Genomic DNA, 13001 nt, shown 5'->3' on the forward strand with positions numbered 1-13001 from the left:
GTCAGCGGGTTGACCGGGATCCAGCCGTCGACGCACATCCCGGACTGGGCAACACCCGCAGCCAGGTGGGCTGGTGCACGAAGCTGAAGTCGCCGTAGCCCGTCGTGGTCATGGTCTCGACGCTGAAGTAGAACGCGTCCACCCAGCTCATCCGTGGCGGGGGCCGGTAGTTGAAGCGCAACAACGCCGTGCAGGTGGTCAGCAGCAGCATCGAACCGGCCACGATCGGATAAAAGAGCGGGTTGAACTCGTTGACCAAGGCCCAGACGGCGTCGACCGCGCGCCGCGGCCATGGCCGATGCGACCGCGCACGGGTGGCGGGCGGAATCCTGATGCCCTGGGCGGCCACTTCGTCGGCGGTACCGACCATCATCGTCCAGTCACCGGCGTGGACCCGCTGATCTCGGCCGGGGCAGACATCCATCTCGCCGGGGGTGGAGGAGTTTTCGCCGTGAATCACCGCCACCGGCGCTAGATCGCCGAAGAGTTCACGCAGCGTCGCTTCGCGGTGCGCCTCGCGTCCGGCGACGACGAATTGGATTCCCGCGGCTTCGAATTGGTGAGTTCCCTGCTCCAGACAGGCCTCGACTATCGACGGCGCCGCGAGTTCGGCGACGTTGAGGATTGCGCCGGGCCCGTTGTCGTCAGCAACTGCTTCGCGCAGCACGTCGTTGGAGAGCCGTGCTACAACGCGCGCTCTCGGGTTGGCTTTCCTTGCCAGCAGCGCGGTTTCGAGATTTATCGCGTCGTCGTCGCCCACGCAGACTACGGCGGTCGCGTGAGCGACCTCGGCGAGGGTGAGCTCGCGAGCGACGCCGGCCTCGGACTGCTCGATGTTAGCCAGCCTGGCGACGGTCGCCCCGGCGTTCTTCAGCTCCTCGATGATCGTCGTGGCCAGCGCATCGTCACCGCTGACGACGATGTGGCGGTGCATTGACGCATTATGTCACCCGATATCAGCGCTTAGCCGCGCTGACACAGGCGGGCCAGCGCCTGCCGGTCGACTTTGCCGATTCCGCGCATCGGCAGCGCGTCGACGATATGCAGCTCGCGGGGCGCGGCGGTGCGGTCCAGGGTGCGCATGACGTGCGCCCGTAGCGTGTCGAGCGAAGGCGCGACACCACCGTCGGCCACCACGATGGCGGCGACCACCCGTCGGCCCAATCGTTCGTCGTCCAGCCCGAACACCGCGCAGTCGGCCACCGCGGGGTGGGTGCGCAGCGCCGCCTCGACGGGCTGGGGCAGCACGGTCAACCCGCCCGTGCTGATCGCCTCGTCGGCTCGGCCCAGCACACTGAGGGCACCCGAATCATCAACAGCGCCAATATCATCGGTGCGAAACCAGCCCGGCTCGGCGACCGGGTCAACATCGGGTGGGTTGCGATAGCCGTTGGCCAGTGTCGGGCCGCCGAGCACGATGCGGCCGTCGGCGTCGACCCGCAGCCGCACCCCGTCGAGCGGCACCCCGTCGTACACGCAGCCGCCGGCGGTTTCGCTCATCCCGTAGGTGCGGACCACCGTGATGCCCGCGTTCGCGGCAGCGTCCAGGACGGGTCGCGGGGCCGGGCCGCCGCCGACCAGCACGGCGTCCAAGTCGGCTAGCGCCGCTGCCGCCGCTCGATCGGTCAGCGCCTTGGCCAACTGGGTGGCCACCAGCGCTGTGTAACGGCGACCGGAGCCGAGTTGCTCTACCGCAGAGGGTAATTCGGTGATGTCGAAGCCGGTCGAGACGTCCACCTCGACCGGAACGGTGTCGGCCAGCAGGCTGCGTACCAGTACTTGGACACCGGCGATGTGGTACGGCGCTAACGCCAGCAGCCATCGGCCTGGGCCGCCTAACCGGTCATGGGTGGCGGCGGCGCTGGCGGTCAGCGCGGCGGCGGTCAGCAGCGCACCCTTGGGCGCACCGGTGGTCCCCGACGTCGTCACTACCAGGGCGATGTCGTCGTCGATGGCTTCGCCCACCCGCAGGGCCGCCAAGGTGGATCGGGGATCGCCATCGGCAGGCACCGGCAGCAGCGCGGATGCACGGCCGTCCAGAACCTGCTCGAGCGCCGCCAGCAGCGGGCGCGCCCAGGACCCTTGCGCCACGGCGAATGCGCGCAGGACGGCTATCCGGCCTCCTCGCCGTTGCGGGCATCGTCGAGCGGCCAACCCTTGGCGGCCAGCCGCCCCCGAACCCGCTCGATGTCGTCCGGCGCCGGCAGCTCGTCGGTGAGCTGGGTGATCAGCACACCGATGTCGATGTCATCGAACCCGGGCCGGCTCATCAGTTCGTGGGCCACCGCTTTGACTTCGTCGCTGCTGAGCCGACGCGACAGCAGGGCCAGCACCGGAAAGTAGTCGGTGGGCGGGATGCCCTCCGGATACCCCGCTCGCAGCCAGGCGACGATCGAGGTGAGGAATCGGTTCACACTGTCTCAACTTCCCCCGCACGGCCTTGTTAAGCCTGAACAGCGAATGAATCTTGATGTTACGCGGGTTTGGCTCCCAGGATGTACCAGCCGGTGTGGGCCCCGAGGAAGTCCCGGGCGATGTACAACACACCGAGCGCGACGAAGAACAGCGCCAATGCGTACAACGCCCAGCTGAGCGCGGTCAGCGCCGAATTCTTTGGCCACACGGCGGCATCGTCGTTGGCTGCGAGACCGGCGCCTACGGAGCCCGCCCTGACTGCGAGTGCGAACAGCGCAGGCATCCCGCTACCGAGGAGCAACCCGAAGATCAGGATCTTCAGCGAAGCCTCGTAGTTGAACCAGTGGCTCATTGCATGCCTACTTTCTTGGGTGGGGCGCTGTGCACTGCATCGGAAACCGCGCCGTTCCCGGCAGGGACTCCCGCGCCGACGGGGACCGAGGTTTGATCGATTTCGTCCAGCCCGGTGGTCAGGTCGCCCTTCCACTCGGCGTTGACGTTCGTGTGGTCGACCTTCGTCTTGCGCGAGCGCAGGTAGATCGCCGAGGCCACCGCCACCAGCAGCGCGAAGCCAATGATCGCGCCGGCGAAGCCACCGATACCGTGTGTCACCCAGTAGGTTATGGCGCCGACCAGACCGGCCGACGGCAGCGTGATCAGCCAGGCGGTCGCCATCCGGCCGGCAACGCCCCAGCGCACCTCCGCACCGGGCTTGCCGACCCCGCTGCCGAGCACGGATCCGGTTACCACCTGTGTGGTGGACAGGGCGTACCCGAAGTGAGCGGACAGCAGAATGATTACCGCAGAAGATGATTCGGCGGCCATGCCCTGTGGCGACTTGATTTCGACGAGTCCCTTACCCATCGTGCGGATGATTCGCCAGCCGCCGAAGTAGGTGCCCAACGCCATCGCCGTTGCACAGGCCAAAATGACCCAGAACGGGGGCAAGGCGGCGGTCCTGCTGACCGCACCGTAGGAGATCAGCGCCAGGAAGATGATGCCCATCGTTTTCTGCGCGTCGTTGGTGCCGTGTGCCAGCGAGACCAGCGACGCCGAGAAGATCTGGCCGCGGCGGAAAGCGGCCTCGCTGCGCTGCTCCGGGACGCCGCGATTGAGCCGGTAGACCAGAAAGGTGCCGATCGCGCCGACCAGGCCGGCCAACGCCACCGACACCAGGGCCGGGATGAGCACCCTGGACACCACGCCGGTCCAGATAACCCCGTGTCCGCCGACCGCGGCGATCATGGCGCCGACCATCCCGCCGACCAGGGCGTGCGACGAACTCGACGGGATACCCAGCAGCCAGGTCAGCAGGTTCCAGACGATCCCGCCGACGAGACCGGCGAAGACCAGGTCGAGGGTCACCAGATGACCGTTGATCAGATCCTTGGCGATCGTCGCCGCGACGGCGGTGGACAGGAATGCGCCGAGCAGGTTCAGCACCGCTGAGAGCGTTACCGCGGCTTTCGGCTTGAGTGCGCCGCTGGCGATGGACGTGGCCATGGCGTTGCCCGTGTCGTGGAACCCGTTGGTGAAATCGAATGCGAGGGCAGTGATCACGACGATGATCAGAAGGAACAACTGAAGGTTCACGGCGCTAATTCTGATGGTATGAGGGCGCGGTTGTCGAAAGAACGAGGCTTGGAAACGCAGGTATATTTCACTCGTCGTCAGATGTTCGCTTGGGGTTAACCTGCGGCCTTGGGACGTTCACCGCGGGTGTCTCGGCGCAGCGGGTGATCGCCGGGTATTTGGACGAAGATCAGGGTGACGCCGTCGGGATCGGTGACATGCATTTCGTGCAGACCCCATGGTTCGCGGCGGGCCTCGCGGGCGATCGCTACTCCTCTGCTCTCTAGCTCTGCTTGCGTCGCGGCGACGTCACGCACCTGCAGCCACAGTGCGCCCGGGAACGGCCCGGCGGGGTGGTCCGGCGCGCCGTGGCCGGCCAACTCGATCAGTGACTGGCCAGCGTAGAACACCGTGCCCGCGCCGTACTCGCGGGCGATCGCCAACCCCAGCTCGTCGCGGTAAAAGCTCAGCGACCGCTCATAGTCCGCCGGCCGGAACAGCATCCGGCTGGCAAGAATCTCCATGACCTCGTGTCTATCACGCGCTGGGCTTGTTCGGCTGAAGCCGCTGCCGTCTTATCAGCGTGGTCGCCAAACCGGGGCCAATGGTGTCCAATGCCTTGGAGACGACGGCCATCCGCGGCGCGATGCGGACCGGCCGGGTGCGGGCGGCGGTCACCATCCAGCCGGCCGCCTCCTGTGGCGTCAGCGCCGGTAGCCCTTGGTATTCCTTGGTCGGCGCGATCATCGGGGTGGCCACCAGCGGGTAGTAGAGCGTGGTCGAATGCACACCCTTTGCGCCCCATTCGGTTTCGATTACCCGGCTGACCGCGGAGAGCGCCGCCTTCGACGCGTTGTACACCGAGAACAGCGGCGACGCCTCGCTGAACACCCCCCACGTCGCGACGTTGATGATGTGCCCGTCGCCGCGCTGCAGCATCCCGGGGGCGATCGCGCGGATCAGCCGCAGCGGCGAGTTGTAGTTGAGCACCATCGTCCTTTCGACGTCGTGCCAGCGTTCCAGCGACTCGATCAATGGCCGGCGGATGGAGCGACCGGCGTTGTTGATCAGGACGTCCACCCCGCCGAGACGTTGCTCGACGTCGGCGGCCAATGCGTCGACGGCGTCCATGTCGGACAGATCGCAGGGGATCGCGATCGCGGTGCCGCCGCGGTCTTCGATCCGGCCGACCAGCGCATCCAGCAGGTCCTGACGGCGGGCCACGGCGACCACGGTGGCGCCCCGCTTGGCGAACTCCTCGGCGGCGCTCTCGCCGATGCCCGACGACGCCCCGGTCAGCAGGATCCGCTTGCCGTCGAGGTCGATCGCTTTGGCGGCCGGCCGGTACGCCGCTAGTTGCCCCGCGATGGGCGGGCGCATGGTGGCCAGTACGAACCGGTCGGTCAATCGTCTCAGCGGACTTCTACTCACCCGGGAAGTCTATGGGCGGGCGTTTGCCTGCGACATTTGCCACCGGAGTTTCGCCGGGGAAGTCGGAATCCGATGTGCCCGCCTCCGAGCGACAAACCCTGCGTTGCAATCTGTTGTCGCTCAGAGGCGGGCACATCGAACGTCGCCGCCTCATGTCGTTGCTAGAAGTAGCGCGGGAACTGGCTCCAATCGGGCGGCCGCTTCTCCAGGAAGGCATCGCGGCCCTCGACGGCTTCGTCGGTCATGTACGCCAGCCGGGTCGCCTCGCCGGCGAATAGCTGCTGGCCCACCAGCCCGTCGTCGAGCAGGTTGAACGCGTACTTCAGCATCCGTTGTGCCTGAGGCGATTTCGCGTTGATCTCAGCCGCCCACTGCACACCGGCCGATTCCAGTTCGGCGTGGTCGATAACGGCGTTGACCGCTCCCATCGCGTGCATCTGCTCGGCGGTGTAGTCGCGACCCAAAAAGAAGATCTCGCGGGCGAACTTCTGGCCCACCTGCCGGGCCAGATAGGCGCTGCCATAACCGCCGTCGAAGCTGCCGACATCGGCGTCGGTCTGCTTGAACCGGGCGTGCTCGCGGCTGGCCAAGGTGAGGTCACAGACCACGTGCAGGCTGTGGCCACCGCCCGCCGCCCAACCGTTGACCAGGCAGATCACCACCTTGGGCATGAACCGGATCAGCCGCTGCACCTCCAGGATGTGCAGTCGGCCGGCGCGCGCAACGTCAACCGTGTCCGCGGTCTCACCGGCGGCGTACTGGTAGCCGCTGCGCCCGCGGATGCGCTGATCCCCGCCGGAGCAGAACGCCCAACCGCCGTCTTTCGGCGATGGCCCGTTTCCCGTCAACAGCACCACCCCGACGTCCGGCGACATTCGGGCGTGATCGAGCACTCGGTAGAGCTCGTCGACGGTGTGCGGCCGAAATGCGTTGCGCACCTCGGGCCGGTTCAACGCCACCCGCACGGTGGCGTCGTTGACGTGCCGGTGATAGGTGATATCGGTCAGCTCGGCGAACCCGTCGACCGGTTTCCAATCCTCAGCGTGAAAAGGGTTGTCGCTCATCGGATTACACCGGGTCCAGCCGAAACACCGCGCAGCGGCCGGCCAGCGCCTCGAATTCGTCGGGACGGCCTTCGGTGACCAGCCCGGCCCGCTTCATGAAGCTGACGCCGGTGGGCACCTCGATCGGGTAGACCCGCAGCACCGGCCGCGCATCGTCGGCGGGCAGCTCCACCATCTTCACCCGCCGTACCTGACGGCCGCGGGCGAGCTTGGCCTGCCCCGCGGCTCGCACATTGGCCACCCAGTCGGCGCCGGGGAATCCGGCGACGACGTATTCCTGGCCGTCGACGCTCATCGGGGTGACCGGGGTCGAGCGCTCGCGACCCGATTTACGGCCGGGGACGGTCAACACAACCGGGCTCTCGCCGCCGAAACTCATGCCCAAGCGCGACATCTGGATGAAGACCTTGTTCGCCGGTTTCAGCCACCACGGCGGCCGGACGGGTTTGCTGCTGGCCATAGGGCGACCGTACCCTGTTGCTCCGTGCCCAGGTCACATCCGCATGAGCCGCACTCGGGTTCGGTTTCGGCCAGGTTGAATTGGCTACGCGCCGGGGTGCTTGGCGCTAACGACGGGATCGTGTCCACCGCAGGCATCGTCGTGGGTGTTGCCGCGGCGACCGTCGCACGCGCCCCGATCATGACCGCGGGCGTCGCCGGTTTGGTGGCGGGCGCGGTCTCGATGGCGCTGGGCGAATACGTATCGGTGAGCGCGCAGCGTGACACCGAGCAGGCGCTGCTGGGGGAGGAGCGCCGCGAGCTGAATGAGGACCCGGTCGCCGAGCTGAACGAACTCGCGGCGCTGTATGAAGCCAAAGGATTGTCGGCGGCGACGGCACGTACCGTCGCCGAGGAACTCACCGACCACGATCCGATCGCCGCACACGCCGAGGTCGAGCTGGGGTTCGATCCCGATGAGCTGACCAACCCCTGGCAGGCGGCACTCTCGTCGGCGCTGTCGTTCAGCATCGGCGCGCTGCTGCCGCTGATCGCGATCCTGGCTGCGCCGATCGCGCTGCGGATCCCGGTCACCGTCGCGGCGGTGCTAGTGGCCCTGGTGATCACCGGGGCGGTGTCGGCGCGGCTGGGCGGGGCGCCGAAGCATCGCGCGGCGCTGCGCAACTTCGTCGGTGGCGGACTGGCGCTGGCCGTCACCTACCTGATCGGCCATCTGGTCGGCGCCATAATCAGCTGAGCCTCAACGGCTTTCGCTGACCGCGTCGAGCCGCGCGAGCGCCTCAGCGCTCAGTGCAAGCTTTGCTGCGCCGATGTTGTCTTCGAGATGTGCAATCGACCGGGTGCCGGGGATCAGCAAGGTGTTCGTCGCGTGCGCCAGTAGCCAGGCCAGCCCGACTTGGGCCGGGGTCGCAGCAAGCTCATTGGCGATCTCGCGCACCACGTCGTTGTCGGTGACCTTGGGGAAGCCGGGGAATGCCGACCCGAGCGGGAAGTACGGCACCCAGGCGATGCCCTCAGCCGCGCAGAGGTCGAGTGTCGCTTCCTCGGTCCGGTCCAGCAGGCTGTGGGGGTTCTGCACGCAGACGATGCCCGCAGGTAGCGCGCGCTGCACAACGTCGACTGGCACGCTGCTGATCCCGATCGCGCCGATCTTGCCCTCGTCGCGCAGCGCAATCATCTCGGCGAGTTGGTCGTCGACGTCGACGATCTGATCACCCTCCGGCGTCACACCGAGCCCGAGGTCCATGCGACGCAAGTTGACCACCGGGACACAGTCCAGGCCGAGATCGCGCAGATCGTCTTCGACCGCGGCGCGTAGCTCGGCCGGCTTTTGCGCCGACGCCAGCGGCATCGGTTCTTCGCCGGTGTATCGCGCCCCAACCTTGCTGACGATGACGAGGTCGTCGGGGTAGGGCGCCAGCGCCTTACGGATGCGTCGGTTTACCTCGCCGGGGCCATAAAACGACGCGGTATCGATGTGGTTGACGCCGAGCTCGACCGCGCGACGCAGCACCGCTGCCGCGTCGTCTGCGGACACCGCGTCGTCGAGTTGCATTGCGCCGTAGCCGACGCGGGCAACGGTCCTGGTGCCGATCCGGCCAAGGCCCCCGGGCGTTGGGTGGTCTGTCATGGTGCTCCCGTCGTGAGACACTAGGTGATGCGGAGGACCCTCCGCTTAATCAGAGTAGCAGAACCGGAGGAGCCTCCGCTTTGGTGCACAGTGTTCGGGCCGACGCGCGGCGTAATCGCGAACGGCTACTGGCAGCCGCGACCGAGGCATTCGGCGCCAGCGACGGCGCACCGGTGTCGCTCGAGTCGATCGCCCGCGACGCCGGAGTGGGGATCGGCACGCTCTACCGCCACTTTCCGAGCCGCGACGTGTTGGTCGAGGCGGTCTACCGGTCCGAGATGGCGGAGGTGGCCGCAGCGGCGGGGCAGCTGTTGAAGCGGCACCCGCCCAAGGTTGCCCTGCGCCGCTGGATGGATCGGTACGCCAGGTTCGTGGCCGCCAAGCGGGGCATGGCCGAATCGTTTCGCGCCATGCTCGAGTCGGGGGCCATCGAAGGAAGTCAGATCCGCGCCAGCATTGTCTGCGCGGTCGAAATACTGCTGAAAGCCGGCGCCGACGACGGCAGCCTGCGCTCCGACGTCCGCGCCGACGACGTGGTGTCCAGCTTGCTCGGCATCTTTTTGACCAGCACATCGCCTGCCCAGACTGGCCGTCTGCTCGACCTGCTGGTGGCCGGCGTCGCGCGCTAAGCACGCCGAGTGTGCGCCCAGCCGCACATTGGGCAACGAGCGTGCGGCGAGCCGCACGCTCGCGCAAGCAAACTAGCCGACCGCGCGGCCTGCGCCCTCCCAGAACTGCGCCCGGACGGCCTTCTTGTCCGGCTTGCCCAGCCCGGTCAGCGGCAACGCGTCGACGACCACCACCCGCTTGGGCGATTGCACCGAGCCCTTGCGATCCTTGACCGCCGCCTGAACCTCGGCGGTCATGGCCTCGATCGCCGCGTCATCGCGGGCGGCGTCGGCGCGTAGCACCACCACCGCGGTGACGGCTTCGCCCCACTTCTCGTCCGGTGCGCCGACGACGCACACCTGCGCGATTGAAGGATGTTCGGCCACAACGTCTTCGACTTCACGGGGGAACACGTTGAAGCCGCCGGTGACGATCATGTCCTTGACCCGGTCGACGATGAAGTAGAAGCCGTCCTCGTCCTCGCGGGCCATGTCGCCGGTGTGCAACCAGCCGTCCTTGAAGGTGTCTGCCGTCGCGTCCGGCAGATTCCAGTAGCCGCCGGCCAAAAGTGGTCCGCTGACACAGATTTCACCCGGCTCCCCCTGCGGCACCGGCTTGCCGTCCTCGCCGAGCAGCGCCACCCGAGCGAACAGCGTCGGCCGCCCACACGAGGTTAGCCGCTTCTCGTCGTGGTCGGCCTTGGCCAGGTAGGTGATCACCATCGGCGCCTCGGACTGCCCGTAGTACTGGGCGAAAATCGGGCCGAACCGCCGGATCGCCTCGGCCAGCCGAACGGGGTTGATCGCCGAGGCGCCGTAGTAGACGGTCTCCAGCGACGACAGGTCGCGGGTGTGCGAATCCGGGTGGTCCATCAGCGCATAGAGCATCGACGGCACCAGCATGGTGGCTGTAATACGTTGCTCTTCAATGACTTTCAGCACCTCAGCGGGATCGAACTTGCCAAGAACGATCATCTCGCCGCCCTTGACCAGGGTGGGCGTAAAAAAAGCCGCACCTGCGTGCGATAGCGGAGTGCACATCAGGAACCGCGGGTGCTCCGGCCATTCCCATTCCGAGAGCTGGATCGACGTCATGGTGGCGATGTTCCCAGTGGTGCCGATGACGCCCTTGGGCTTGCCGGTCGTACCACCGGTGTAGGTCAGGCCGCCGATATGGTTCGGCGGGAGGTCGGCGACAGTAAGCGGCTTCGGGTCGTATTTGGCTGCCTCGGCCGACACGTCGACCGCCACATCTTTCAGGGCTTCGGGCACCGGGCCGATCGTCAGGATCTGCTTGAGCGAGTCCACTTTTTCCATCAGGCCGAGCGCGCGCTCGACGAACATCGGGTTCGGGTCGATGATCAGCGAGGTGGCGCCGGCGTCGGAGAGCACATAGGCGTGGTCGTCCAGTGAGCCGAGCGGGTGCAGGGCGGTGCGCCGATATCCCTGGGTCTGGCTGGCGCCGAGGATCATCAGCACCTCGGGACGGTTGAGCGACAGCAGGCCGACGGTCACGCCGGTGCCGGCGCCCAGCGCGTCGAACGCCTGAATGTACTGGCTGATCCGCTCGGCCAGCTGACCACCGGTCAGCGTGGTGTCGCCGAGAAACAGCACCGGCCTGTTCTTGTGGCGCTTGAGCGCGCCCACCAGCAAGTGGCCGTTATGGGTCGGGTTGCGCAGCAGCTCGTGCGTCATAGCGCCACTCCTCCTCATCGCATCGCTGAAGCATCGTCGCCGGCGCGACTCATGTTGCCAGACTAGAACGTGTTGCAATTCGCGTGAGCTGGACCCTCGCACCCCAGTGCGATCACTACTATCCGAGCACATGGCCGATGCAGATGTCGTCATCACCGGGACCGTGTTAACCGTCGACGATGCCCGGCCCACCGCCGAGGCGCTCGCCGTCGCCGACGGCCGCATCATCGCCGTGGGCGACCGGTCCGATATCGGCAAGCACATCGGTGCCGCCACCCAAACCATCGACGTCGGCGACGGCTGCGTGATGCCGGGATTCGTTGAGGCGCACGGGCATCCGCTGATGGAAGCCATCGTGCTGTCGGACCGGCTGGTTGACATTCGGCCGGTCACCATGCGCGGCGCCGACGACGTCGTTGAGGCGGTCCGCCGCGAGGCGGGTCGGCGCGGAGCCGACGGCGCCTACCTCAACGGCTGGGATCCGGCACTACAGATCGGGCTTCCGCAGCCGACGCAGAGCTGGCTGGACGAGATCGCACCCGACGGGCCGCTGGTCATCGTCCACAACTCCGGGCACAAGGCCTACTTCAATTCGCATGCCGCCCGACTCTCTGGCCTCGACCGCGACACCCCCGACCCCAAGGGCGCCAAGTTCGGCCGGACCGACGACGGCGATCTGGACGGCACCGCCGAGGAAACCGGCGCGGTGTTTCCGCTGCTAACCGGTGCCATTTCGCCCGGTGATTACCCGGCGATGCTGCTGGCCGAGTGCGCCCGGCTCAACCGGGCCGGGCTGACCACCTGCTCGGAGATGGCTTTCGACCCGGCGTTCCGGCCACTGATCGGCGGCCTGCACGACCGACTCACCGTTCGGCTGCGTACCTACGAGATCTCCAATCCGCAGATGACCACCGACGCGACGCCCGGCCAAGGTGACGACACGGTGCGCCAGGTCGGCATCAAGATCTGGGTGGACGGTTCGCCGTGGATCGGCAACATCGACTTGAGCTTCCCCTACCTCGACACGGCCACCACCCGAGCCATCGGCGTGACGCCCGGTTCGTGCGGGTGCGCCAACTACACCGCCGAACAACTCAGGGAGATCGTCGGTGCTTACTTCCCGCTGGGCTGGCCGATGGCGTGCCATGTCATGGGTGACGCCGGCGTGGACACCATCCTCGACGTGTATGAAGAGGCGCTGCGCCAACATCCCCGCGACGACCACCGGTTACGCCTCGAACACGTCGGCGCCATCCGCAACGAGCAACTCCAACGCGCCGCCGACCTCGGCGTCACCTGCAGCCTCTTCGTCGACCAGATCCACTACTGGGGTGACGTGCTCGTCGACGGGCTGTTCGGCGAAGAGCGCGGATCCCGTTGGATGCCAGCCGGTTCCGCGCTGGCCACCGGCATGCGGATCTCGCTGCACAACGATCCGCCGGTCACGCCCGAGGAGCCGCTGCGCAACATCAGCGTGGCCGCCACCCGCACTGCGCCCAGCGGACGGGTGCTCGCACCCGAAGAGCGGCTGACCGTCGAACAGGCCATCCGCGCGCAGACCATCGACGCGGCGTGGCAGCTGTTTTCCGACGACATCATCGGCTCGCTGGAGGTCGGCAAGTACGCCGACATGGTGGTGCTGTCGGCCGATCCCCGCACGGTGCCGCCCGAACAGATCGCCGACCTCGACGTCCGCGCAACGTTTTTGGCGGGCCGGCAGGTCTACGCGCAGTGACGCCAGCCCTGGAGGACGTTCTCGACCGGCTGCACGTAGTGGCCCTGCCGATGCGGGTGCGCTTCCGCGGCATCACCACCCGCGAGCTTGCGCTGATCGACGGCCCGACCGGCTGGGGCGAATTCGGCGCCTTCCTGGAATACGACCACCCGGAAGCCGCGCACTGGCTGGCCGCCGCCCTCGACTCGGCCTACTCCCAGCCGCCGCCGTCGCGACGGGACCGCATCGCGATCAACGCGACGGTCCCGGCCATCCCCGCCGCGCAGGTGCCAGAAATCCTGGCCCGCTTCCCCGGCGCCGGCACCGCGAAGGTGAAGGTCGCCGAACCCGGCCAGACCCTCGCCGACGACGTCGCCCGGGTCGACGCGGTCCGCGCCCTGGTTCCCACTGTG

General features: G+C 67.4%; 13 protein-coding genes and 2 pseudogenes. 4 read left to right on the forward strand and 11 right to left on the reverse strand.

The features are described from left to right. Positions 1–52 precede the first annotated feature (52 nt). The 9 genes and pseudogenes from WB785_RS17620 to WB785_RS17660 all read right to left on the reverse strand — a co-directional run. A pseudogene (locus tag WB785_RS17620) lies at positions 53–934 on the reverse strand (ion channel); the annotation flags it as partial. Between the two features lie 29 nt (positions 935–963). Continuing rightward, a complete protein-coding gene (gene menE / locus WB785_RS17625; RefSeq protein ID WP_424080604.1) occupies positions 964–2019 on the reverse strand; it encodes an o-succinylbenzoate--CoA ligase in 1056 nt (351 codons plus the stop codon). A gap of 92 nt (positions 2020–2111) precedes the next feature. Further along, positions 2112–2414: a DUF3349 domain-containing protein gene (locus WB785_RS17630; protein ID WP_424080592.1), complete on the reverse strand. Its 303-nt coding sequence runs from the start codon at positions 2412–2414 to the stop codon at positions 2112–2114. A gap of 59 nt (positions 2415–2473) precedes the next feature. After that, a complete protein-coding gene (locus WB785_RS17635; RefSeq protein WP_424080593.1) occupies positions 2474–2767 on the reverse strand; it encodes a hypothetical protein in 294 nt (97 codons plus the stop codon). Beyond that, a complete protein-coding gene (locus WB785_RS17640; protein WP_424080594.1) occupies positions 2764–4008 on the reverse strand; it encodes an anion permease in 1245 nt (414 codons plus the stop codon). Before WB785_RS17640 ends, WB785_RS17635 begins: the two co-directional genes overlap by 4 nt. A 95-nt stretch (positions 4009–4103) precedes the next feature. After that, the gene (locus WB785_RS17645) at positions 4104–4511 is read right to left on the reverse strand and encodes a VOC family protein (RefSeq protein ID WP_424080595.1); all 408 of its coding nucleotides are present in this window, start codon (positions 4509–4511) and stop codon (positions 4104–4106) included. Positions 4512–4524: 13 nt separating this feature from the next. Further along, positions 4525–5418, reverse strand: a complete 894-nt coding sequence (locus tag WB785_RS17650) for an SDR family oxidoreductase (RefSeq protein WP_424080596.1) — start codon at positions 5416–5418, stop codon at positions 4525–4527. Between the two features lie 161 nt (positions 5419–5579). Next, positions 5580–6482 carry a 1,4-dihydroxy-2-naphthoyl-CoA synthase gene (locus WB785_RS17655; RefSeq protein WP_424080597.1) on the reverse strand — a complete coding sequence of 301 codons (903 nt, stop codon included), beginning with the start codon at positions 6480–6482 and terminating at the stop codon, positions 5580–5582. Positions 6483–6486: 4 nt separating this feature from the next. Then, positions 6487–6942, reverse strand: a complete 456-nt coding sequence (locus WB785_RS17660) for a nitroreductase family deazaflavin-dependent oxidoreductase (protein WP_424080598.1) — start codon at positions 6940–6942, stop codon at positions 6487–6489. Positions 6943–6966: 24 nt separating this feature from the next. Between WB785_RS17660 and WB785_RS17665 the strand changes: the two genes are divergently transcribed. After that, positions 6967–7677, forward strand: a complete 711-nt coding sequence (locus tag WB785_RS17665) for a VIT1/CCC1 transporter family protein (RefSeq protein WP_424080599.1) — start codon at positions 6967–6969, stop codon at positions 7675–7677. A 3-nt stretch (positions 7678–7680) separates the two neighbouring features. Here WB785_RS17665 and WB785_RS17670 read toward each other — a convergent pair whose 3' ends face one another. Beyond that, positions 7681–8571, reverse strand: a complete 891-nt coding sequence (locus WB785_RS17670; protein ID WP_424080600.1) for an aldo/keto reductase — start codon at positions 8569–8571, stop codon at positions 7681–7683. Between the two features lie 80 nt (positions 8572–8651). Here WB785_RS17670 and WB785_RS17675 point away from each other — a divergent pair, with 80 nt between their 5' ends. Continuing rightward, a complete protein-coding gene (locus tag WB785_RS17675; RefSeq protein ID WP_424080601.1) occupies positions 8652–9200 on the forward strand; it encodes a TetR/AcrR family transcriptional regulator in 549 nt (182 codons plus the stop codon). A 72-nt stretch (positions 9201–9272) separates the two neighbouring features. Here the strand turns inward: WB785_RS17675 and fadD8 are convergent, their stop codons facing one another. Continuing rightward, the gene (gene fadD8, locus WB785_RS17680) at positions 9273–10892 is read right to left on the reverse strand and encodes a fatty-acid--CoA ligase FadD8 (RefSeq protein WP_424080602.1); all 1620 of its coding nucleotides are present in this window, start codon (positions 10890–10892) and stop codon (positions 9273–9275) included. Positions 10893–11004: 112 nt separating this feature from the next. Between fadD8 and WB785_RS17685 the strand changes: the two genes are divergently transcribed. Together WB785_RS17685 and WB785_RS17690 are read left to right on the forward strand one after the other, a co-directional pair. After that, positions 11005–12609 carry an amidohydrolase gene (locus tag WB785_RS17685; protein WP_424080603.1) on the forward strand — a complete coding sequence of 535 codons (1605 nt, stop codon included), beginning with the start codon at positions 11005–11007 and terminating at the stop codon, positions 12607–12609. After that, positions 12606–13001 (forward strand): annotated as a pseudogene (locus WB785_RS17690) (o-succinylbenzoate synthase); the annotation flags it as partial. The gene WB785_RS17685 and the pseudogene WB785_RS17690, both read left to right, overlap by 4 nt.

The sequence above is a fragment of the Mycobacterium sp. genome, from assembly GCF_049585075.1.
Lineage (GTDB): Bacteria > Actinomycetota > Actinomycetes > Mycobacteriales > Mycobacteriaceae > Mycobacterium.

Coding starts and splice junctions, on each gene's coding strand:
- WB785_RS17660 (WP_424080598.1), bottom strand. CDS start 6,942: ATGGCCAGCAGCAAACCCGTCCGGCCGCCGTGGTGGCTGAAACCGGCG.
- WB785_RS17635 (WP_424080593.1), bottom strand. CDS start 2,767: ATGAGCCACTGGTTCAACTACGAGGCTTCGCTGAAGATCCTGATCTTC.
- fadD8 (WP_424080602.1), bottom strand. CDS start 10,892: ATGAGGAGGAGTGGCGCTATGACGCACGAGCTGCTGCGCAACCCGACC.
- WB785_RS17645 (WP_424080595.1), bottom strand. CDS start 4,511: ATGGAGATTCTTGCCAGCCGGATGCTGTTCCGGCCGGCGGACTATGAG.
- WB785_RS17670 (WP_424080600.1), bottom strand. CDS start 8,571: ATGACAGACCACCCAACGCCCGGGGGCCTTGGCCGGATCGGCACCAGG.
- WB785_RS17655 (WP_424080597.1), bottom strand. CDS start 6,482: ATGAGCGACAACCCTTTTCACGCTGAGGATTGGAAACCGGTCGACGGG.
- WB785_RS17685 (WP_424080603.1), top strand. CDS start 11,005: ATGGCCGATGCAGATGTCGTCATCACCGGGACCGTGTTAACCGTCGAC.